Annotated in this window: 18 protein-coding genes and 1 tRNA gene; 12 read left to right on the forward strand and 7 right to left on the reverse strand. The window is 57.5% G+C overall.

Annotated elements, in window-relative coordinates; genetic code table 11:
• Nucleotides 1–24 precede the first annotated feature (24 nt).
• Complete coding sequence (gene thrS / locus CU100_RS10475) at nucleotides 25–2,013, forward strand: threonine--tRNA ligase (protein WP_106716524.1); 1,989 nt, start codon at nucleotides 25–27, stop codon at nucleotides 2,011–2,013.
• A 106-nt stretch (nucleotides 2,014–2,119) separates the two neighbouring features.
• Complete coding sequence (locus CU100_RS10480) at nucleotides 2,120–2,932, forward strand: lysophospholipid acyltransferase family protein (RefSeq protein WP_106716525.1); 813 nt, start codon at nucleotides 2,120–2,122, stop codon at nucleotides 2,930–2,932.
• Here CU100_RS10480 and CU100_RS10485 read toward each other — a convergent pair.
• The gene (locus CU100_RS10485; protein WP_106716526.1) at nucleotides 2,929–3,957 is read right to left on the reverse strand and encodes a hypothetical protein; all 1,029 of its coding nucleotides are present in this window, start codon (nucleotides 3,955–3,957) and stop codon (nucleotides 2,929–2,931) included. The genes CU100_RS10480 and CU100_RS10485 overlap by 4 nt on opposite strands.
• A 126-nt stretch (nucleotides 3,958–4,083) precedes the next feature.
• Here CU100_RS10485 and CU100_RS10490 point away from each other — a divergent pair, with 126 nt between their 5' ends.
• The gene (locus tag CU100_RS10490) at nucleotides 4,084–4,677 is read left to right on the forward strand and encodes a nitroreductase family protein (RefSeq protein WP_106716527.1); all 594 of its coding nucleotides are present in this window, start codon (nucleotides 4,084–4,086) and stop codon (nucleotides 4,675–4,677) included.
• A 1-nt stretch (nucleotide 4,678) separates the two neighbouring features.
• Nucleotides 4,679–5,293 carry a flavin reductase family protein gene (locus CU100_RS10495; protein ID WP_106716528.1) on the forward strand — a complete coding sequence of 205 codons (615 nt, stop codon included), beginning with the start codon at nucleotides 4,679–4,681 and terminating at the stop codon, nucleotides 5,291–5,293.
• On the opposite strand, the gene CU100_RS10500 is transcribed toward CU100_RS10495, so the two are convergent.
• A complete protein-coding gene (locus CU100_RS10500; protein WP_106716529.1) occupies nucleotides 5,282–6,151 on the reverse strand; it encodes an HpcH/HpaI aldolase/citrate lyase family protein in 870 nt (289 codons plus the stop codon). The genes CU100_RS10495 and CU100_RS10500 overlap by 12 nt on opposite strands.
• Nucleotides 6,151–6,627 carry a MaoC family dehydratase gene (locus tag CU100_RS10505; protein ID WP_342588308.1) on the reverse strand — a complete coding sequence of 159 codons (477 nt, stop codon included), beginning with the start codon at nucleotides 6,625–6,627 and terminating at the stop codon, nucleotides 6,151–6,153. The genes CU100_RS10500 and CU100_RS10505 overlap by 1 nt, the downstream gene beginning before the upstream one ends.
• Before the next feature lie 144 nt (nucleotides 6,628–6,771).
• Here CU100_RS10505 and CU100_RS10510 point away from each other — a divergent pair, with 144 nt between their 5' ends.
• The 5 genes from CU100_RS10510 (at nucleotide 6,772) to lpdA (ending at nucleotide 13,190) form a co-directional block, all read left to right on the forward strand.
• Nucleotides 6,772–7,914, forward strand: coding sequence for a DUF2336 domain-containing protein (locus tag CU100_RS10510; protein ID WP_106716531.1), 1,143 nt, complete (start codon nucleotides 6,772–6,774; stop codon nucleotides 7,912–7,914).
• A 287-nt stretch (nucleotides 7,915–8,201) separates the two neighbouring features.
• A complete protein-coding gene (locus CU100_RS10515; protein WP_106716532.1) occupies nucleotides 8,202–9,452 on the forward strand; it encodes a 3-methyl-2-oxobutanoate dehydrogenase (2-methylpropanoyl-transferring) subunit alpha in 1,251 nt (416 codons plus the stop codon).
• Between the two features lie 3 nt (nucleotides 9,453–9,455).
• The gene (locus CU100_RS10520) at nucleotides 9,456–10,469 is read left to right on the forward strand and encodes an alpha-ketoacid dehydrogenase subunit beta (protein WP_106716533.1); all 1,014 of its coding nucleotides are present in this window, start codon (nucleotides 9,456–9,458) and stop codon (nucleotides 10,467–10,469) included.
• A gap of 3 nt (nucleotides 10,470–10,472) precedes the next feature.
• Nucleotides 10,473–11,774, forward strand: coding sequence for a dihydrolipoamide acetyltransferase family protein (locus tag CU100_RS10525; RefSeq protein ID WP_106716534.1), 1,302 nt, complete (start codon nucleotides 10,473–10,475; stop codon nucleotides 11,772–11,774).
• A gap of 18 nt (nucleotides 11,775–11,792) precedes the next feature.
• A complete protein-coding gene (gene lpdA / locus CU100_RS10530) occupies nucleotides 11,793–13,190 on the forward strand; it encodes a dihydrolipoyl dehydrogenase (RefSeq protein WP_106716535.1) in 1,398 nt (465 codons plus the stop codon).
• A gap of 486 nt (nucleotides 13,191–13,676) precedes the next feature.
• Here the strand turns inward: lpdA and CU100_RS10540 are convergent, their stop codons facing one another.
• The 3 genes from CU100_RS10540 to CU100_RS10550 form a co-directional block, all read right to left on the reverse strand.
• The gene (locus CU100_RS10540) at nucleotides 13,677–14,075 is read right to left on the reverse strand and encodes a RidA family protein (protein WP_106716537.1); all 399 of its coding nucleotides are present in this window, start codon (nucleotides 14,073–14,075) and stop codon (nucleotides 13,677–13,679) included.
• A gap of 301 nt (nucleotides 14,076–14,376) precedes the next feature.
• Complete coding sequence (gene parE / locus CU100_RS10545) at nucleotides 14,377–16,464, reverse strand: DNA topoisomerase IV subunit B (RefSeq protein ID WP_106716538.1); 2,088 nt, start codon at nucleotides 16,462–16,464, stop codon at nucleotides 14,377–14,379.
• Between the two features lie 286 nt (nucleotides 16,465–16,750).
• On the reverse strand, nucleotides 16,751–17,905 hold the full coding sequence (locus tag CU100_RS10550) for an acyltransferase family protein (protein ID WP_106716539.1): 1,155 nt from the start codon (nucleotides 17,903–17,905) through the stop codon (nucleotides 16,751–16,753).
• 378 nt (nucleotides 17,906–18,283) lie between these two features.
• Between CU100_RS10550 and CU100_RS10555 the strand changes: the two genes are divergently transcribed.
• Together CU100_RS10555 and CU100_RS10560 are read left to right on the forward strand one after the other, a co-directional pair.
• Nucleotides 18,284–19,195, forward strand: a complete 912-nt coding sequence (locus CU100_RS10555) for a DMT family transporter (protein ID WP_106717218.1) — start codon at nucleotides 18,284–18,286, stop codon at nucleotides 19,193–19,195.
• A gap of 220 nt (nucleotides 19,196–19,415) precedes the next feature.
• The gene (locus tag CU100_RS10560; RefSeq protein WP_106716540.1) at nucleotides 19,416–21,428 is read left to right on the forward strand and encodes an acetyl-CoA carboxylase biotin carboxylase subunit; all 2,013 of its coding nucleotides are present in this window, start codon (nucleotides 19,416–19,418) and stop codon (nucleotides 21,426–21,428) included.
• 212 nt (nucleotides 21,429–21,640) lie between these two features.
• Here the strand turns inward: CU100_RS10560 and lipB are convergent, their stop codons facing one another.
• Nucleotides 21,641–22,357 carry a lipoyl(octanoyl) transferase LipB gene (gene lipB, locus CU100_RS10565; protein ID WP_106716541.1) on the reverse strand — a complete coding sequence of 239 codons (717 nt, stop codon included), beginning with the start codon at nucleotides 22,355–22,357 and terminating at the stop codon, nucleotides 21,641–21,643.
• 228 nt (nucleotides 22,358–22,585) lie between these two features.
• On the opposite strand from lipB, the gene CU100_RS10570 reads away from it, so the two are divergent.
• Nucleotides 22,586–22,670: transfer RNA gene (locus tag CU100_RS10570), tRNA-Leu, on the forward strand.
• The last annotated feature ends 56 nt before the right edge of the window (nucleotides 22,671–22,726 follow it).

Here is a 22,726-nt window from a genome sequence, read left to right on the forward strand (position 1 = left end):
GGCGGGACTGGATAGGAGAAATCGATGTCACAAACAGTTGCCAAGACTGTATCCATGCAATTCCCCGATGGCTCCAAACGCGAGTATGACGCCGCGGTCACCGGCGCGGAACTTGCAGAGTCCATATCGAAATCGCTTGCCAAGAAGGCCGTCGCCTATGCGGTTGATGGCACCGTGCGTGATCTGTCCGATCCGTTGCAGAATTCAGGCTCTATCGAAATACTGACCCGCGACGATCCACGCGCGCTGGAATTGATCAGGCATGACTGCGCTCACGTTCTGGCTGAAGCCGTTCAGGAACTTTTTCCAGGGACGCAGGTCACGATCGGGCCGGTCATCGAGAATGGCTTCTACTATGATTTCGCCAAGAACGAGCCATTCACGCCGGACGATCTGCCAGTGATCGAGAAGAAGATGCGGGAGATCATCGCCCGCAACAAGCCGTTCAGCAAGGAAGTCTGGCCGCGCGAAAAGGCACGCAAGATTTTCGCCGAGAAGGGCGAAACCTACAAGGTCGAACTCGTGGATGCCATTCCCGAGGGTCAGGATCTGAAGATCTATGCGCAGGGCGATTGGTACGATTTGTGCCGTGGACCGCATATGGTTTCGACGGGTCAGATCGGAAATGCCTTCAAGCTGTTGAAGGTTGCTGGTGCCTATTGGCGCGGTGACAGTAACAATCCGATGCTGAGCCGCATCTATGGAACGGCATTCGCCAATGACGCGGATCTGAATTCCTACATCCATATGCTCGAAGAGGCGGAGAAGCGCGACCACCGCCGTCTTGGCCGTGAAATGGATCTTTTTCACTTCCAGGAAGAAGGGCCCGGGGTCGTCTTCTGGCATCCAAAAGGCTGGAAGATGTTCCAGAGCCTCGTCAGCTATATGCGGCGTCGGCTCGACAGTCATGGCTATAGCGAAGTCAACGCGCCGCAGGTCCTCGACAAATCGCTGTGGGAGACTTCCGGTCATTGGGGCTGGTACCGGGACAACATGTTCAAGGTCACCGTCGCCGGAGATGAAACGGACGACGAGCGCGTATTCGCATTGAAGCCGATGAACTGCCCCGGTCACGTCATGATCTTCAAACATGGTCTGAAATCCTACCGGGATCTGCCGGTAAAGCTCGCGGAATTCGGCAATGTGCATCGTTATGAGCCATCGGGCGCGCTGCATGGATTGATGCGTGTCCGTGGCTTCACTCAGGACGATGCGCACATCTTCTGCACGGACGAGCAGATGGCTGCGGAATGCCTGCGGATCAACGATCTCATTCTCACGACCTATGCCGACTTCGGTTTCGAAGGCATCACGGTCAAGCTCTCGACGCGTCCAGACAAACGTGTCGGTTCGGATGAGTTGTGGGATCGTGCCGAAGAGGTGATGGGCCAGGTGCTCAAGACGATCGAGCAACAGTCGGGCGGCAAGATCAAAACGTCGATCAGTCCGGGTGAGGGCGCATTCTACGGTCCGAAGTTCGAATATGTGCTGCGCGATGCGATCGGCCGCGACTGGCAATGCGGTACGACGCAGGTCGACTTCAACCTGCCGGAGCGGTTCGGCGCCTTCTACATCGACTCCACATCGGAAAAGAAGCAGCCGGTGATGATCCATCGCGCGATCTGCGGTTCGATGGAGCGCTTTTTGGGAATCCTTATCGAGAACTATGCCGGTCACATGCCGCTGTGGTTTGCTCCTGTCCAGGTTGTCGTTGCGACGATCACCTCTGAGGCCGATGAATATGGCAAGCAGGTCGCCAAGGAACTCAAGGCCGCCGGCCTGCAGGTTACCACTGACTTCCGTAACGAGAAGATCAACTACAAGGTGCGCGAGCATTCATTGCAGAAGGTACCGGTGATTCTCGTCTGCGGCATGCGTGAGGCCGAGGAGCGTTCCGTCAACATGCGGCGTCTTGGTTCGCAGAACCAGACCTCATTGACGCTGGACGAAGCGATCCAGCAGCTGAAGGCTGAAGCGACGCCGCCGGATTTGCTGCGTTCGGCCGCTGAATAAGCCCATGGCAGCTTAAATTGTGACAGCGTGGTGGCTTCATCACGCTGTCATATAGTGCTGGGAAAATCCAGGCCGGCTTACACGACTAATTTTTGCGGGATCCAACGTGCAGTTTCCAGAACTCTCCTATGCCAACGACACGCAGACCCGCCTGACCCAATGGCTCATCCGCTCAATCGAAGGCTTGTCGGGCCGCAGCTACTACGCGCAACTTTATAATACGTGGCGCAAGGATATCGTCCCTGCCGGTATCGATGTATTCTGCCGCATGATGGACCTGATCAATATTCGCCTCGACGTTCAGGATCAGTGGCCACCGCAAAATCTGCCCGATACGCCATTGGTGATCATTGCAAATCATCCTTTCGGAATTGGCGATGGCATCGCATCGCTGGCTTTGGCGGAACAACTCGGCCGGCCGTTTCGCGTCCTCATCAACAATGATCTGATGAAGGTACCGGAAATCCGCCCCTATGCGCTCCCCGTCTGTTTTGACGAAACCAAGGAAGCGGTTGCCATGAACATGGCGACGCGCCACGAGGCCGTGCGGCTGCTGAAACAGGGTGTGACGATCGTCGTGTTCCCGGCCGGAGGCGTCGCGACAGCTCCAAAGGGTTTCGGCCGCGCCGAGGATCTTCCCTGGAAGATTTTCCCGGCCAAGCTGGTACAACAAGCCAAGGCCTCCGTTATTCCGGTCTATTTCAGCGGTCAGAATGGACGCTTCTTCCATCTCGCCAGCAAGATATCGATGACGCTGCGAATCTCGTTGTTGATCCGCGAATTCCGGCGGCTGTCAGGCAAGGCCATCAATGTGCGCATCGGCCGCGTCATCGAATGGGAAGAATTGAAGCAGATGGACGACCGCAAGCAATTGCTGGAACATCTACACGCAGCGGTGTTTTCGTTGGAGCACCCCTAGTCGAGAGGCTCTTCGCCGTCAGCCGGCTGTTTGGTGGCGGCGGGGGTGCTTGCCGATTCCGACGCGACAACCTCGACGTCCTCGTTGCGTCCTGCCACAACCTTGAAGTCGCGTTGATAGATTCGGTCCTTGTTCTTGGCGATAACATCATACTCGCCTTCTGCCAGAACCATCGATGCAAAAGCCCCCACGCTTTCCCGGACAATATCACCCGAGGTATTCAGCACCGACCAGGCAGTGTCGGCCAGTGCTTCGCCGCCCGACTCGCGCACCAGTTTCATCGTGATCAACGCCGCGCGATGCTCGACGCTGGCTTCCGTGATCTTGCCGGCCTCGACACGAATATCCGCGCGGATAACGGCATTGGCGGTGCCGTAGTTGGAGACGATCTGGTAGGTGCCTGTATTGAGACGCACCACGCTGTCCGGCTTGACGTCCGGTATGATGAGGGGGCCTTCTCCACTTGCGTCCGCATGATCCTCATAGATTGCGAACCGCAGTTGATCGGGCGGTATTCGCCCGCCGCCCGAGAGTACTGCATTGAGCTTCACGCCGCCTGCATCGAGTATCATCGATTCCGAGCGTTTGGCACGCGTCATGGTAATACGCTTCGTCGCGCCTGCACGTCCGAATGCCACGTGCACAAGGTAACTGCCGGGTGCGAGGTGGAATGACGTCGTCCCGCCTTTGGCGGTTGCAAGCAAGGCCAGCTTGCCGTCATCTCCGGCTTCAGGTGAGAATACGCGCCAAACGAGGCCGCGAGGAATCGCTTGCCCCTCTTCGGATAACTTTGCGGAAAGGACCAGTTCCGGTTCATTGGCGAATGGATTGTTCTCCGGCGCCTTCGGATTGGCATATTCCTTGAGGTTTGGAATATTGGGGATATCAAGAGTAGGGGTGTCGGGTAGATTCGGAGCGAGCGTCTGTGCACTGGCGCCAGATATGCCGACATACGCCGCTACGACAATCAACGGCACATATCGAACGCACCGGCCGCCTGATGAAATGAATTGGAATACGCCCATGAAACGGTTTGAACCGAAGGCGGTGGCAATTTCAAGGCTTTTCTCGCTCCGCCATCTTTACTTGATGGACGAAACCACCACATTGTCCGCGCGTCTCGCTCTAAATCAGGATCGCCGTTTTATAACATGGATATATCTGCGCCCAATTCCGTCATCGAATTTCTGTCAACCCGCAGTTCGACGCCCATTTCGGCCATCGGGCTTCCAGCGCCATCTGACGACGAGATCCAGACGATGATCCGCATAGCTTCACGCGTCCCCGACCACGGCCGCCTGACACCCTGGCGCTTTATCCTTTACCGGGGAGAAGCGCGGGTGGAGGTTGGCAGATATCTTGCCGATCTCGCGGAGGAACGCGAGGGGCCATTGACCGAGCAGCGACGCGATCAGGAACTGAAGCGCTTTGCCCGCGCACCATTGGTCATCGGCGTGGTTTTCTCGCCGGTCGAGCATCACATTCCGGAGTGGGAGCAATTCTTGTCGTCGGGAGCAGCCGCGATGAAGCTTTCGCTCGCGGCCAATGCGCTCGGCTATGCCACCAACTGGATCAGCAACTGGTATGCTTCCGATGAAAAAGGCCGCGCATTGCTTGGTCTTGCTCCGCACGAGCGTGTAACGGGGTTCGTGCACATCGGGACTTGCGCCCAAAAGGTCCCCGAGCGCCCACGACCGGAAATCAAGGACATACTTTCGGAATATTCTGGGCCTTGGAAAGGCTGAAATGTTTTACAAATATGAGGATGGCCACGGCCTGCCGCACGATCCGCTGAAGGCTATTGTTGCACCTCGCCCGATCGGATGGATTTCCAGCCGTTCGAAAGACGGGTCGGTGAATCTCGCACCTTACTCGTTTTTCAACATGATCAGCACGAGACCTTGCCTCATCATGTTTTGCTCCGAAGGTAGCAAGGACAGTGTCTCCTTTATCGAGGAGACTGGCGAATTTGCTGCCAATCTTGTCAGCGCGAATCTCGCGGTCGCGATGAATGCGACGTCGGTCACCGCGCCACGCGGCATCAGCGAGTTTGAATATTCCGGACTGACAGCCGCCGACTGCACAATGATCAATGCGCCGCGCGTGGCCGAGGCCTTCTCCACGCTCGAATGCATCGTCACGGAAATCCGAAGCCCAAAAGATCGTCACGGCAACGCGGTCGCTGCAATCATGGTCACCGGAGAAGTCGTGGGCGTGCATATCAGCGAGGAAATTTTGACTGACGGTCTCGTCGACATGACCAAGGCACAACCGGTATCGCGCCTCGGATACATGGATTTCGCTTCGGTTTCGGAGACGTTCCAGATGTTTCGCCCAAGATGGGACGTATCAGCGGGTTGAACGAGCTATGAGCCGCTCGGCCCTTCGCAAATGCGGGCGGTCGACCATTTGCCCATCGATGCCAATCACGCCGGCAGCCGGATCAGCGTCGAACGCGTCGATGATTTTGCGGGCATGGGCGATTGCCTCCGCCGAAGGCGTGAAGGCTTGATTGATGATCGGAACCTGCGCCGGATGAATGGCAAGCTTTGCAGTAAATCCGTCCCGTTCGGCTTCGGCGCATTCACGCGCGAGGCCATCATCGTCGCGATAATTGATGAAGACCGTGTCGATTGCGGCAACATCCGCCGCTGACGCGCCGAGGATCGTCACAGCGCGTGCCAGCCGGAACACGTCGGTATATCGCCCGGACTCATCGCGCGCGGTGCGGGCACCGATGGCTGCGGAGAGATCTTCCGCGCCCCAGCTCAAGCCGGTCAGGCGCCGCTTCGATGAGCCGGGATAACTTGCAGCCGAGAGTGTTCCGATTGCGGTTTCAGTGATAATGGCGATTACTTCTGTCGATCCTTCCCCGATGCCGGCGTCGGCTTCGTGCACATTCAGCTTGGCGGAGATGCGGGTTACGTCCTTGCCGCCATTGGACTTCGGCAGGAGTATGCCGCGGGGGAGGGACGGCATGATCGCGCCTAGATCGTCATCCGCCATGCCGCTGGCAAGATCGTTGATCCGGACGAACAGCCGCGGCGAGGGCTGGCCTCGATGTGCGTTCAAGAATTCAGCGGTGATCTTTCGAGCAGTCGCCTTGCGCTCTCCACTCACGGAATCCTCGAGATCGATCAGAAGAACGTCGGCGCCGCTGACAAGCCCCTTTTCCAGCTTCCTTTCCGAATCGCCCGGAACGAACAGGAGGGAGCGCATCAGGCAGCCGCCTTCGATTTCATCATGGCCTGTCTTGTGCATTTGGCGACAAGCACGCCAAACTGATTGAAGGCCCGATGCTCGAGTTCCACAATGCCCCGATCTGTCTTGGACTTCGATTTGCGTGCCGAGATGACCTGCGTTTCAACCCGCACCGTATCTCCATGGAAAAGCGGAGCAGGGAACGTAACATCGCTCATGCCGAGGTTGGCAATCGTCGTGCCGACTGTCGTGTCATTGACCGAGATGCCAATCATCAGGCCCAGAGTAAACAGTGAATTGACGAGAGGCCGGCCCCATTCCGTCTTGCTCGCATAGTCAAAGTCGATATGCAGCGGCTGCGGATTGAGGGTCATGACCGAAAATAACATGTTGTCGCTCTCGGTTACCGTCTTGCGCAGCGCGTGCTGGAATACATGTCCGATCTCAAAATCCTCCAGATACAGCCCGGCCATGATCGTTCGCGTCTCCTTGATGATTTGCGAGAGTCTAGGTCGGCTTTGTGCCGATCGCAACACGCGTGATCCTTAATCCCACATGGTTAATCGATATGGTGAACCGTTCGTAAACCTTTCGCGACTAAAGTCTAAGATAACAAAGACTGCGGGGGCTAAAGATAAATGTCGGTTCAGCACTATCTGAAAATGATCGATAATGTTTCGGTTGCCCAGCGTTGCCATGCAGCGGCCGCCTTAGCTCACATCTATCTCCATTCCGACCTCGACGCGGATGAGCGTCGCTCTACCGAGGCAGTGCTCACTCTGCTTCTCGACGATCCTTCGCCGAAAGTGCGCCTGGCTTTGGCGGATGTATTTTCCACCAGTGCCCATGCACCGATGCATATCGTTGCGGCGCTTGCGCGGGACCAGATCGAAATCGCAACCTACGTCCTCGCACGATCGGTACTTCTGAGTGATACCGATCTCGTCGATTGCGTTGCTGGCGGAAGCGGCGATGCCCAGAAGGTCATAGCGGCGAGGGCAAGGGTTTCATTCGCCGTCAGTGCCGCAATCATAGAGATCGGAGAGACTGTCGCCGTATTGGAACTCCTGGCCAATACGCAGGCGCAGATTGCCACCGTCAGTTTTCGGCGCCTGATTGAACGGTTTGGCCACGTGGCCGATATACGCGCTTTCCTCGTCGATGACGAACGGCTCCCTGCCGATTGCCGCCATGCACTGGCAATGTGCATCGCAGAGGCCTTGTGCCGGATGGATATAGTCACGGCATTGATGGGTGAGCGGCGGGCAGCCCGTGTCACCCATGAAGCCTGTGTCAGAGCATCGATCAGCCTGGTGGCGGCGACACCCACCGAGGAATATCCCGCGCTGGTCGAGCACCTTCAGTTGCGCGGCGATCTTACAACTGCATTCGTGATCCGCGTCGTCGCCGGCGGGAAGATTGATTTCTTCGGTGCAATTCTCGTTGCGCTCTCCGGTTATAGCCTGGTCCGGGTGCGGGGCCTTTTGATCGATGGAGGTACTGTCGCATTGCGCGCCCTGTTCAACGCCGCCGGCCTTCCTGAAGGGACCCATCAGCCATTGCGAGTGGCACTCCAGTCGTGGCGCGGCATCGCGACCGGCAAGCTGGTGATGGGCCAGCAGGAAATCATACGAAGGATGATCGAGCAGGTCACGCCGGATAGCGCTGCGACTGTTCCTGCTGCGGCGAACGACGATCTGCTTTCGCTGCTAAGGCGAATCCATCAAGAGGCAATTCGCGAAAGCGCCCGCGATCACGCATTGGCAATTGCCGCGGCCTGAGGTTGAGGGCTCCAAAAGTGAACATTGATTACAAAAACGTTTCAGCCTATGAATGAATAGGTGCGTACGCCGGTGGCGTGGCGGCCAAAAATTGCTTTTTTCTTTTCGCCTGCCTGGTGCTCCGACCAGGTATTCACCGGAACTTTCAACAAGTTCATGGTGTTACGCAGATAATCTCGTCAGAAAAGCATGGTAACCATACGGAATTCCTCACAAAAGCCAGTGCTACTGGCGTGAGATTTCGTGATAGTGTGCGGCACGTATGCGTGATTGGGAGGTCAGTATAAATGTCCGACAATGGTTCCCCCGGCGAATTCGGTCCCCTTAGCCTGCATGTGCCCGAACCGGCCGTGCGGCCTGGCGGCTCGCCGGATTTTTCCAACGTCGAGATCGACGAGGCCGGCGCGATACGACGTCCGGAAGTAGACGCCAATCCCGAGGACATACGCGATCTCGCATTCTCGATCATCCGCGTTCTGAACCGCGACGGCGAAGCTGTTGGACCTTGGGCGGGTCTGTTGACCGACGCTCAGCTTATCGAGGGGCTTCGTCATATGATGCTGCTGAGAACCTTCGACGCGCGCATGCAGATTGCCCAGCGGCAGGGGAAAACCTCATTCTACATGCAGCATCTCGGCGAGGAGGCGGTCAGCTGTGCTTTCCGCAAGGCGCTGTCACCGGGCGATATGAATTTCCCGACCTATCGACAGGCAGGTCTTTTGATTGCGGATGATTATCCGATGGTCGAGATGATGTGCCAGATCTATTCGAATGAACGCGATCCACTCAAAGGGCGCCAGCTGCCGATCATGTATTCGTCGAAAGAGCACGGTTTCTTCTCCATCTCAGGCAATCTGGCGACGCAGTATATCCAGGCAGTGGGCTGGGCGATGGCTTCGGCCATCAAGCAGGACAACAAGATCGCTGCTGCATGGATCGGCGACGGCTCCACTGCTGAATCGGACTTTCATGCGTCGCTTGTCTTCGCATCGACTTATAAGGCACCGGTAGTGCTGAACATCGTCAATAATCAGTGGGCGATTTCCACGTTTCAGGGCATTGCACGCGGCGGATCTGGCACATTCGCGGCGCGAGGACTGGGCTTCGGCATACCCGCACTTCGTGTCGACGGTAATGACTATCTGGCCGTATACGCGGTGGCGAAATGGGCAACCGAGCGCGCGAGGCGCAACCTCGGTCCGACGCTGATCGAATATGTCACGTACCGTGCCGGTGCGCATTCCACGTCCGATGATCCCTCCGCATATAGGCCCAAAACAGAATCCGATGCATGGCCGCTGGGTGATCCTGTCATCCGATTGAAGAACCATTTGATCGGGCGCGGTGTCTGGACGGATGATCGTCACAAGCAGACCGAGGCCGAGATTCTCGACACCGTGGTTGCTGCGCAAAAGGAGGCTGAAAGCTTCGGTACATTGCATGCCGGAGGCAAGCCGTCCGCTCGCGATATGTTCGAGGGTGTCTACGAGGAAATGCCGCCGCATCTGCGTCGCCAGCGCCAGCAGGCGGGGGTCTGATCCATGTCACGCAAGACGATGATCGAAGCCATTCGCGATGCGATGGACATCATGATGGAACGCGACGACAACGTTGTCGTGTTCGGTGAAGATGTGGGCTTTTTCGGCGGCGTGTTTCGCTGTACGCAAGGGCTGCAGGCCAAGTATGGCAAAACGCGATGCTTCGACGCGCCGATCAGTGAAGCCGGGATCGTCGGTGCCGCAATCGGCATGGCGGCCTATGGCCTCAGACCCTGCGTCGAAATCCAGTTCGCCGATTACGTCTATCCTGCCTATGACCAGATTGTCTCCGAGGCCGCACGCCTGCGTTACCGGTCAAACGGCGACTTTACCTGCCCCGTCGTTATGAGAATGCCGGTTGGCGGCGGGATTTTCGGTGGACAAACCCACAGCCAGAGCCCGGAAGCACTGTTCACGCATGTTTCGGGGCTGAAAGTCGTTGTTCCTTCAAATCCTCATGACGCCAAGGGTCTGTTGATCGCGGCGATCGAGGATCCCGACCCGGTGATATTCCTGGAGCCGAAGCGTCTCTATAACGGCCCTTTCGATGGTCATTACGACAGGCCGGTCACGCCATGGTCGAAGCACGAGCTCGGCGAGGTACCGGACGGTCATTACACCGTGCCGCTCGGAAAGGCGATCAAGCGCCGCGAAGGCTCCCAACTGACAATTCTTGCTTATGGCACAATGGTTTACGTGGCGCAGGCCGCCGCAGAGGAACAGAGCATCGATGCGGAGATCATCGACCTGCGCACGCTTTTGCCGCTGGATCTCGAGACCATTATCGAGTCCGTCTCCAAGACAGGGAGGTGCGTCGTGGTACATGAGGCAACACTGACTTCGGGGTTTGGTGCGGAGCTCGCCGCGCTGGTCCAGGAACATTGTTTCTACAAGCTGGAAGCGCCGGTAGCACGGGTGACCGGGTGGGACACGCCCTATCCGCATGCACAGGAGTGGGATTATTTCCCAGGACCGGTCCGTCTCGGACGCGCGCTTGTCGAAACGCTGGAGGGATAGGCTATGGGTGAGTATATCATCAAGTTGCCGGATGTCGGTGAAGGCGTTGCGGAAGCGGAACTCGTTGAATGGAATGTGAAAATCGGCGACCTGGTGCGCGAGGATACCGTCCTTGCCGCCGTGATGACCGACAAGGCGACAGTCGAGATCCCATCACCGGTGGATGGCGAGATCATCTGGCTCGGAGGCGAAATCGGCCAAGTCCTTGCCATTGGATCACCGCTGGTCAGGCTGAAGATCGAAGGTGAGGGCCACGTTGCCGACGCCGCGCCAGCCAAACCAGTCAAAGCCGAGGCGCCGACTCCCGCTGTAGATCAGAAGGTACAAGCGCCGAAAGCTGCCGAGGATAAACCTAAACCGGTATCCGCTCCGGCAGCGCGAAAAGGTCCCACCGCACCGAGCACCTTTAGCGCCAACGCGCCGCGCGGTGAGGGCGAAAAGCCCCTGGCATCGCCCGCTGTCAGGCTGCGTGCGAAGGAGGCCGGAGTGGACCTGCGGCAGGTTGGCGGCACTGGTCCCGCGGGCCGCATCACCCATGAAGACCTTGAAGCCTATTTTGCGCGCGGCTCGCAAAAACCTGGCGCTGCGGCGCTAGCACCGGACAATTCTGTCAAGGAAATCAAGGTTGTGGGTCTGCGCCGCAAGATTGCGGAGAAGATGGCGATCGCCAAGTCGCATATCCCGCACATCACGTATGTCGAGGAAATCGACGTCACCTCGATGGAGGAGTTGCGGTCCACTTTGAATTCCAACAAGCGCCCCGACCAGCCAAAACTGACCATATTGCCGTTCCTGATGAGAGCAATGGTTCGTGCGATTGCCGATCAGCCGCAGCTCAACGCGCTTTACGATGACGAGGCCAATGTTATCCATCAACATGGTGGCGTCCACATCGGTATCGCAGCACAAACGCCGAACGGGCTCGTGGTCCCCGTCGTCAAGCACGCGGAGGCGAGGACGATCTGGGACTGCGCTGCCGAAGTCAATCTTCTGGCAGAAGCCGCGAAGACCGGAACGGCCACGCGCGAGCAGTTGAGCGGTTCGACCATCACGATCACGTCGCTTGGGAGCATGGGTGGTGTGGTGACGACGCCGGTCATCAATTACCCGGAAGTGGCGATCATTGGCGTGAACAAGATCATGACGAGACCGATCTGGGACGGGACGAACTTCATCCCGCGCAAGATGATGAACCTTTCGTCGAGCTTCGACCATCGTGTCATAGACGGCTGGGATGCTGCTGTTTTCATTCAACGAATCAAGACGCTGCTTGAAACGCCAGCGCTTATTTTCGTTGATGCTTGAGGCTGGGAAGGTTGAGCGATGAAGGATATCTCCTGCAAACTGCTGGTCATCGGCGCTGGTCCCGGCGGTTATATCTGCGCCATTCGGGCCGGCCAGCTGAATATCGATACGGTTATCGTCGAGGCGGCAAAGGTGGGTGGCACCTGCCTGATGGTGGGATGCATCCCGTCCAAGGCTTTAATCCATGCAGCACAAGAATATGAAAAGGTTGAACATTTCGCTGCGCAACGGACGCCTCTCGGAATATCCGTGAGCGAGCCGGAGATCGATTTTTCGAAGACCATAGCCTGGAAGGATGGCATTGTGAGCCGCCTCAATAATGGCGTTGCCGGACTTTTGAAGAAGGCCAATGTCAAGATCGTCACCGGCAGGGCCAGGTTCCGCGACGGCAAGACAGTTGAAGTCGAGACGCTGACGGGCCAGCAGGTCATCAGGGCAGAAAACGTAGTGATAGCAACGGGTTCGACTCCTGTGGAAATTCCGTCTCTGCCGTTTGGCGGCAATGTAATCTCCTCGACCGAAGCGCTCGCCCTGCAAAAAATCCCGGAGAGGCTCGTCGTGGTCGGAGGCGGCTATATCGGTCTCGAACTCGGGACGGCCTTTGCCAAACTTGGCTCGAAAGTGACGGTCGTCGAGGCGTTGCCGAAGATACTGCCGCAATATGATGCGGAGCTGACCCGGCCAATCGTTAAACATATCAACGAGTTAGGTATAACCATACTGACCGGGGCCAAGGCTCGGGGCATGAGCACCAAGGGTGACGCGCTGCTGGTTGAAACCGCTGACGGCAGGGACGAGAGGATCCCCGCCGACAAGGTGCTGGTGACCGTCGGCCGCAAGCCGGTGACGACCGGCTGGGGCCTTGAGGAAATCGACCTCGACATGGACGGAAAGTTCGTTAGAATCGATGATAAGTGCCGCACCTCGATGCGCGGCGTTTTTGCCATCGGCGACGTGACAGGCGAGCCCATGCTCGCACATCGGGCAATGGCGCAGGGCGAGATGGTGGCTGAAATCATCGCCGGCGAAAACCGCAGCTGGGACAAACGCGCCATCGCCGCCGTGTGCTTTACCGATCCGGAGATTGTTTCTGTTGGCTTTTCTCCCGAAGAGGCAAAGCAGGCGGGACATGAAATCAAAATTGGCGTGTTTCCCTTCGCCGCGAATGGCCGCGCCATGACGCAGGAGGGCGAGGAGGGCTTTGTCCGCGTCGTGGCTGCTGCCGGCAATCATCTTATCGTCGGAATTCAGGCGGTCGGACAAGGCGTATCCGAACTCTCGGCGTCTTTCGCCCTCGCACTGGAAATGGGTGCGCGGCTGGAAGATATCGCCGGGACAATCCACGCGCATCCGACGCAGAGCGAAGGATTCCAGGAAGCCGCTCTCAAGGCGCTCGGACACGCATTGCATATCTGAACTCAACTCGCTGCAACTAGATTGAAGCCTACGGTTGAAATAATGCAGCCGAATTGGAGCGTTTTGACTCCAAACTGGTCGAAACTTGTTTGAGAAGGACACCAAGTCGATTAGCGGCGTCCGGAAACGCGGTTTTTTGGAGCGGAAAATATAAAGAGCGCCGGTGAAAAACCGGTCATGGCCAAGATTTCCGGATTTTGCAACTGGGGGTGGAATATGAGCAAGCGCCGTCACGCGTCGTTCACGCTTGACAAGCGGACGCGCCAGCAGCTCAATTCAAGAAAAGTGATTTCATCGTGGAGGCCGAACCCCGTTAAAAATCACGACGAGCCGGAGACGCAGATACTACAAAAAATAGCCGGACTCGCGTCCGGCTTAGTGGGGGGAACCAGGCGCCCGCTGTTCAGGGAGGAGGGAGCCGCGCCTAGCTCCTAAGGTGTACTCCTGTAGCATCAAAAATTCAATGGCTAATCCTTTCGATTTAGTTCAGCCCATCACGGCGATCGCATCAACCTCGAGAAGGTAGTCGGCGTTGGAGAGAGCCGCGACGCCGCCCACCAGTGTGTCCGTCGGCTTGTGGTCCCCGAACAAGGCTACGCGGCCCTCTTCGATCATCGCCAAATGCTCGCGCCGGTAGTCGGCGACGAAGATGGTCAGCTTTGTCACCTGGTCAGGTCTTGCGCCCGCAGCGGCGAGCGCTCGCCCGATATTTGCAAATACCTGACGGGCTTGCGCCGTCATATCGCCGCGACCGACAAGGTTGCCCTTGCTATCCTCCGCCACCTGTCCGGCGATGAATACCATTCTGGTGCCTGTGGCAACGATGACATGGCTGTAGGTCTGCGGGGTGGAAATGCCCTCAGGATTGATACATTTCAATCTCATGGGATTTGCCCTCCTGTTCACGGCAGCTGGAAATACAGCTTTCCTTTATAGGATCGCGGGAACATGACATGCACAAGCACGTTTTTTCCGGGAGAGAAATGAAGAACTCGACCTATCTCACCCTTGTGGGAGAGAAAGCGATTTCAGCATCTTAGCTCCTTGCTAAGTGCTAGAAATCGCCAGAGAGGGGATATTTGCTAGTCAACCACAATCCCTCTCTTGGATTTTCTAAGAATTTAGCAAAGAGACTAAATTCAAGAACACCCTTTCTCCCCCACAGAGGAGGGAGATAAGAAAGGCGCTAAATATCCAGTTCCTCAACGAATGCGGCGCGGTCCTGGATGAAACGGAAGCGCGCGTCGGGGCGGGTGCCCATCAGATCGTCAACGGCGAGCTTGGTTTCATTGGCCCATTCCTCGTCGATCTGAACGCGCAGCAAGGTGCGCTTCTTGCGGTCCATCGTGGTTTCCTTGAGCTGGTCCGCACGCATTTCGCCGAGGCCTTTGAACCGGCCGATTTCGATCTTGCCCTTGCCGGTGAACATTGTCTTCATCAGCTCGTCCTTGTGCGCATCGTCACGCGCATAGGCGACCTTGCCGCCCTGAGCGATGCGGTAGAGCGGCGGGACGCCGAGGAAGAGGTGACCGTTGCGGATGAGCTCCGGCATCTCCTGATAGAAGAAGGTGATGAGGAGCGAGGCGATGTGGGCTCCGTCCACGTCCGCATCGGTCATGATGATGATCCGGTCGTAGCGCAAATCCTCGTCGCGATATTTGGAGCGGGTGCCGCAGCCCAGCGCCAAAATGAGATCGCCGATCTGCTGGTTGGCCGTCATCTTTTCGCGGCCCGCGCTGACGACATTCAATATCTTGCCGCGCAGCGGCAGCACCGCCTGTGTGGCGCGGTCACGTGCCTGCTTGGCCGAACCACCGGCGCTGTCGCCTTCGACGATGAAGAGTTCGGCACCCAGGGCACCGCTCTGGCTGCAATCAGCAAGCTTGCCCGGCAGGCGCAGCTTCTTGACCGCCGACTTGCGGTTGACCTCTTTTTCCTGGCGCCGTTTAACCCGCTCCTCGGCCCGGTCAACCACCCAGTCGAGCAATTTGGATGCTTCCTGCGGCGAGGCGGCGAGCCAATGGTCGAACGGATCGCGGATGACATTTTCAACGATGCGCTGAGCTTCGACAGTCGCCAGCTTGTCCTTGGTCTGGCCGACGAATTCCGGTTCGCGGATGAACACCGAAAGCATGGCGGCAGCGGAGATCATCACATCGTCGGTGGTGATGATCGAGGCGCGCTTGTTGCCGGTGAGTTCCGCATAGGCCTTGAGGCCGCGTGTGAGGGCAATGCGCAGGCCCGCCTCATGGGTGCCGCCTTCACCGGTCGGGATGGTGTTGCAATAGGAATTGACGAAGCCATCGCCGCCATACCAGGCGACAGCCCACTCCATGGCGCCGTGGCCGCTGGTCTTCTCGGTCTTGCCGGCGAACATCTCGCGCGTGATCTGAAAATCCTTGCCGAGCGATGCGCCAAGGTAGTCCTTCAACCCGCCCGGAAAGTGGAACACGGCCTTGTCCGGCGTCGGGTCCTTCGGATCCAGCAGCGATGGCGCACAATTCCACCTGATCTCGACACCGCCGAAGAGATAGGCTTTCGAGCGCGCCATCTTGTAAAGCCGCGCGGGATCGAACCTGGCGCCCTGACCGAAAATCTCGGCGTCGGGGTGGAAAGTCACACGGGTTCCGCGGCGATTCTGTACTTCGCCAACCTCTTCAAGCGGCCCGAGCGCCTTGCCGCGCGAGAAGCGCTGGCGATACAGGCGCCGATTGCGCGCGACCTCGACTTCGACATGATCCGATAGCGCGTTGACCACGGAAACACCGACGCCGTGCAGGCCACCGGAGGTTTCATAGACCTTGGAGTCGAACTTGCCGCCCGCGTGGAGCATCGTCATGATGACTTCCAGCGCCGACTTGTCCTTGAATTTCGGATGCGGATCGACCGGCATGCCGCGTCCATTATCCGTAACCGACAGATAGCCGTTTTGGTCCAGATCGATATCGATGAAATTGGCGTGACCGGCAACGGCCTCGTCCATGGAATTGTCGATGACTTCAGCGAAGAGATGATGCAATGCACGTTCATCGGTGCCGCCGATATACATGCCGGGACGGCGGCGAACGGGCTCCAGCCCTTCCAGCACCTCGATATCGGCGGCATTGTAGTTTCCGCTGGCCTCCGGCGTGGCGCGGGCTGTCCTTGCAGGAGTCGTCGGCGTCGCAGGTTTCGGCGAAGGCGCTACCGGCCGGGGAGGCGTCTGCTCGGCGGCGGCCTGCCGCTCGCGCGCAGTTTTTACGATCGCTGAAAAGAGGTCGTTACTGTCATCCATGGTTTTGTTCGGCCAACTTGATAGAGATTCGAATCACCCCTGATGGTTGCACGCTTCATGGCGAAACGCGATGGGAGTTCGCTGTCTGTTCCGGTAGTCACCCACAGAACTATACGCCTGAAGTTCAATATTCAAGGGTTGAAGATTTGGAGTGGCTGATAGAGTGCCGCATGGTCTGTCCGTCCTGAACACGGGTTGTACTGCAGAGGTGCATTGCGCTCAGTGACCAACTCTGGTGAGCAGAGCTGCTCTCTTGCATCAAGGTCCCTAGGTCTGGGTTACGTTTTCATGCCGCTACCGCCATCGGACTAACCTTATCCGTCTGGATTGACGAAGGATTGCGCTCCGTAAGATAAGGCACACGGTATTGTAGGAATGCTTTTTCGATAATTTCGTAAGATATGGCGCTCATGGCTATGGTGATTGGATAATGGAAGAGCAGGAGGATTGCGGTGCTATTCCATATATCAGCATCGAAGAAGCGAACGTCGACGAACTTCCGATAGACCTTGTCAGACAAACCCAGGGTTATGAAGTGCAGCATGTAAGTGCTGTATGAGATGGTCCCCAAGTAAGCGATCGATCTCGTGAGGCGATCCCTTCTTTGAAGCGTCAACAAACAGTAAAAGACAAGCGTTGAAGCCCAGAGAACTGCGATGATGGTGGGCCAGAAGATCCATACAACTGATCTCGATGGATGAAACGCCTGGTTGTAAAATCCTCCGAACGCATTGAACCAGTGGGCGGCACAGACTATCCCAGTGAACGAAACCGCAATGGACGTAACATATACTATGGTTCCACTTCGCGGCGGGTGGTCTCGTAGATGCAGGAACATCAATCCGGCCAGTATGCCCGCTATGAATGCGTCGCCCTGCCCAAATATCGTCCAATAGGCCAAGTTCTGAGCACTTCCCATGGTAGAGAAACAGGCGACCCTCAAAACCGTGAGAAACAGCAAAAGCAATCCGCAACAGCCGATCGTTTTGGTCACCGAATCAAACACTAGACGCTCTCTAAGAAAAGGATACGCAGCGTAGAACTGGAACTCCACTATGAGTGTCCACGTCCCATAGACGGTGCCGCCTCCCAATAGCCCGAAAAATAGGAACAGAGATTGATTGGATTTCCCTTCTACATTCACCGCGTAGAGTGTGACCAGGAATATCAAAGGCACTAAACGAAGAAACCGGTTTTTAAGAAAGGCGAAATACTCGATTTTCTTGCCATGAGTTTGAATCGTAAACACGAAACCGGTTATCGTTATGAAGAGGGAGACACCTATCCAACCCTCTTCCATGAGGCTGGCAATCCAACTATTTGGTACTGTACCGAATGGGACACCAAGCTGGTGAAGACCGTGCCAAGAGAATACCATCACGGCTGCGAACGCACGCAAGTGGTCCAAGCCTATCACATAGGCTCCAAGTCTTGGTGTCATATGGTTTGTCTCTTAGCAAATCGCTGCCATAAGCAAGAGGTGAAGGCTGGGTGCGCATCGGACGTTAGTGGACTAAATCCCCACCTCCGCTGAAGCGGGAGGTACATGCGCAGTTGAAAGCGGGGTTCTTCGGGAAGCATAAAAATATTGTGCAATTGGGACCGTAATTCTTGCAGATGATCGATCTAAATCCGTAAGCCAATGCATCCCATAAATTTTTTCGTAGAATGCGTCTATTGGACTTTAGACTAATCGAACAAACGCTTTTTGCCGTTTCCGCCTGGAACTCAGTCTATAGGGCGACCGAGATTGCATTTTTCGGCAGAGACGATATGCCAGCAAGCCATGTCTGCCGCTTCATCCAGAAAGATCGCCACCATGGAGAATACGACCTCGCAACAATTGCAGGGTGTTTCGCTTATGGCGGGGGCGATGTTCCTTTTGCCCATCATGGACGCGATCGCCAAGTGGCTTTCAACGGTGGACAGCGTGTCGCCGGGTACCGTAACGCTGTTCCGGTTTGCATTTCAGGCGGTGCTCGCGGCACTCATCATTGTCCCCACGACGGGGCTGGGATCGCTGCGACCGGTCAAGCTGTGGGGCAACCTGTTTCGCGGTTTCCTCATGGGCGTCGGCGGTCTTTGTTTTTATGCGGCGATCAAGTACATGCCCCTGGCGGACGCGATAGCGGTGTTTTTCGTCGAGCCGTTGATGCTGACGATGCTTTCGGCAATCGTCCTCAAGGAGCATGTCGGCTGGCGCAGGTGGATAGCTGTCGCAACCGGTTTTATCGGTACACTGATCGTCATTCAGCCGAGCTGGGAACTGTTCGGCTGGGTTTCGATCCTGCCGCTGGTGACCGCCGCTTCCTTCGCGCTCTACCTGATGCTGAACCGTCGCTACGGCACCGCCGACACGCCGCTCGTCATGCAATTATATGCGGGAGTAGGCGGCACATTGACGGTTCTCGTCGCACTGTTCTTTGGGGCGGCCTATGAGCTCGGCGACATGATGTTCAGCCTCCCTGCCAATGCCCTGTCATGGTCCTTGCTCTTGTTGATGGGTGTGATTGCGACAACGGGGCACCAGCTGATCACCAATGCCTCGCGTCTTGCCCCGGCCTCGCTGCTGGCGCCGTTTCAATATCTTGAAATCGTCATGGCCGTGCTCATCGGGCTTTTTGTCTTCAGCGAATTTCCCAGCGCATCGAAGTGGCTTGGCATCGCGATCATCGTCGCTTCCGGGGCCTATCTGATATGGCGCGAGGGCAAACGCAAAGCGAGAGCATGAACGAAAATTCGCCATGGAGGGGCTGCAAATGGCGGTTTTCTGCGCTCCGGTGCTCACGTACCAAAACGTACGCTGCGCTCCGGTGCTCGAAAACCACCATTTTCGCCACCCCCTGGCGGATTTTGGTTCGGGCTCTGGCGAGCCTGCGTATAACTGACAAGAAGCAGTTGAGTAGAACGAAGTTTGGCAATAGAAACAAAGACCTGTTGGGAGGTTTGCTTTGTTCAAAAAGATACTGATTGCCAACCGTGGCGAGATTGCCTGCCGCGTCATCAAAACTGCGCGCAAGATGGGAATTGCCACCGTTGCGGTTTATTCCGATGCGGATCGCGATGCGGTGCATGTGGAGATGGCCGACGAGGCCGTGCATATCGGGCCGGCTGCTGCGGCCGAAAGCTATCTCGTGGCCGACCGGATCATCGCCGCGTGCAAGGAGACCGGCGCCGAGGCCGTTCATCCAGGCTATGGATTTCTTTCCGAACGTGCATCCTTCTGCGAAGCGCTGGAAAAGCAGGGGATCATCTTCATCGGGCCAAAGCCCAAGGCGATCATCGCCATGGGCGACAAGATCGAATCGAAGAAATTCGCCAATGCGGCCAAGGTGAGCACGGTCCCGGGCTTTCTCGACGTCATCACCGACCCGGCCCATGCGGAGCGGATCGCCGGCGAAATCGGCTATCCCGTGATGATCAAGGCTTCCGCCGGTGGCGGCGGCAAAGGAATGCGCATCGCCTGGAACGAATCGGAGGTGCGTGACGGTTTCGAACGCGCCACGTCCGAAGCGCGCAATTCCTTTGGCGACGAGCGGGTCTTCATCGAGAAATTCATCGTCGACCCGCGCCATATCGAGATTCAGGTGCTGGCCGACAGCTTTGGTAGCTGCATTTATCTCGGCGAGCGCGAGTGTTCGGTGCAGCGGCGCAACCAGAAGGTGGTGGAAGAAGCGCCGTCACCCTTTCTCGACGAGGCGACGCGCAGGGCAATGGGCGAGCAGGCTGTGGCGTTGGCGAAAGCGGTTGATTACCAGAGCGCCGGAACGGTCGAATTCATCGTCGACAAGGATCGGAACTTCTATTTTCTCGAGATGAACACGCGCCTGCAGGTGGAGCACCCGGTTACCGAACTGATCACCGGGATCGATCTGGTGGAACAGATGATCCTTATTGCGGCAGGCGAGAAGCTGGCGATCAGGCAGGCGGATGTGAAGCTGAACGGCTGGGCCATCGAAAGCCGGCTCTATGCGGAAGATCCGTATCGCAATTTCCTGCCATCGATCGGACGGCTGACCCGCTATCGCCCTCCCGAGGAGGGTCCGGTCGGCAAGGCGATCATCCGCAACGACACCGGGGTGACCGAGGGCTCGGAAATCTCGATGTTCTACGATCCGATGGTCGCCAAGCTCTGTGCCTGGGCGCCGACACGGCCCGAAGCCATCGACGCCATGGCCGATGCGCTGGATGCATTAGTGGTGGACGGTATCGAACACAATTTACCGTTCCTCGCGGCGCTGATGCAGCATCCTCGCTGGCGGGAAGGGCGGCTTTCGACCGCCTTCATCGCCGAGGAATTCCCTGAGGGCTTTAAACCGGTTTCACCGACCGATGAGGATCGCGACGTTTTGGCGGCGATTGCCCTGGCTGCCGAACTGGTGCGCAAGGAGCGGCTCGATCGCTTGGGCGACAGGCTGCGCCCGCATACGGGCAAGGCGCGCACCGAATGGGAGGTGCGGATCAAAGACGATTATGTGCCGATCACGATCGCCGCATGTGCCGCCAGGCCGCCCGTGAAAATCGAGCTTTCGCTTCGGGGCGGCGATGTCGTCACTATTCGCAGCGACTGGCATCCGGGCGATGCCGTTTGGAGCGGCTATGTCGACGACCGCGCGGTAAAGGCGCAGTTGCGCCCGGTTCTCAATGGTATGCGCATCGACTGGAAGGGCATGTCCATCATCGCGCACGCCATGCAGACCCACGTGGCGGCGCTGGAAAAGCTGATGCCGGTGAAAATACCGCCGGATACGTCGAAGCTGCTGCTATGCCCGATGCCCGGTCTGATCGTCTCCATCAACGTGTCGGAGGGGCAGGAGGTCAAGGCTGGCGAGACACTGGCCATCGTCGAAGCGATGAAGATGGAGAATGTGCTGCGCGCCGACCGCGACCTGACGGTGTCGGCGATCAACGCCAGGCAGGGCGACAGCCTGGCTGTTGATGCGGTGATCATGGAGTTTATTTGAAAACGTTGATGCCGATTATCTCCCCCTTGTGGGGGAGAAAGCGATTTCAGCATCTTAGCCCTTTGCTAAGTGCTAGAAATCGCCAGAGAGGGGATTTGCCTCACTGAACTACCCCCTCACTTGGATTTTCCAAGGATTTAGCAGAGAGGCTAAATCCAGGAAAATCCTTTCTCTCCCACAAGGGGAGAGATAGACGGCATTCCGTGTCACAACTAACGCTCCACTGGCCCGAACACATCGCCGAACGCATCGAGCAGAGCCTGATCGAGGTCGTGCATATCCACCGGCAGGCCGAGATCGACAAGGCTGGTGACGCCATGGCCGCGCACGCCGCAGGGAACTATGCCGTCGAAATGCGCAAGCTCCGGTTCGACATTGATCGAGATGCCGTGAAAGCTGACCCACTTGCGCAGGCGGATGCCGATGGCGGCGATCTTGTCCTCGGCGGGCGAGCCATCGGGCAGGGCGGGCCGCTCCGGTCGCATCACCCAGACGCCGACGCGATCCTCGCGCCGCTCGCCCCTGACATTGAACGCGGCGAGGGTGGCGATGATCCACTGTTCGAGCGCGGTGACGAAGGCGCGGATATCCTCGCGGCGCCGCTTCAGATCGAGCATGACATAAGCAACGCGCTGGCCGGGACCATGATAGGTATATTCGCCGCCGCGCCCGGTGGCGTAGACCGGGAACCGGTCGGCAGCCAGGAGATCACCCGCCTTGGCGCTGGTGCCGGCCGTATAGAGCGGCGGATGCTCGACGAGCCAGACGAGTTCGCGCGCCGCGCCATCCCGGATCGCCGCAACGCGGCTCTCCATGAAGGCGAGCGCATCGTCATAATCGGTGAGGCCATCGGCAATCAGCCACTCCACCGGGGACGATCCATCCGTTGGCAAGAATGCGGGGACGAGATTGTCGCGGCTGGTCTTCATGATGCGAGATTCGTATCCGTTGCGGTTGCCTGCGCTGGAGATCTGGCAGGTCGAGACTGGGTGCGCGGGATATGGACCTTTTCTCAGGCGATTTCCAGTCGCATGGGAGTATGGGCGTGTTTTAAGCGCATCGGCGAAAAACAATCGCGATAGTCGACGATAGGGCTTGTTTAGCTGAAACCTATTTGCTACTAGCGCCAAGCCGACATGTTCGGCTTCTACCACAGTGCGGTCGTGGCGGAATTGGTAGACGCGCAGCGTTGAGGTCGCTGTGTCGCAAGACGTGGAAGTTCGAGTCTTCTCGACCGCACCATTCTCACTTTGAATGTGATGAGTTATTGCAAAAATGGCGGCCTCGTGCCGCCATTT

Origin of the sequence: Phyllobacterium endophyticum, from assembly GCF_003010935.1 — a bacterium.
Lineage (GTDB): Bacteria > Pseudomonadota > Alphaproteobacteria > Rhizobiales > Rhizobiaceae > Phyllobacterium > Phyllobacterium endophyticum.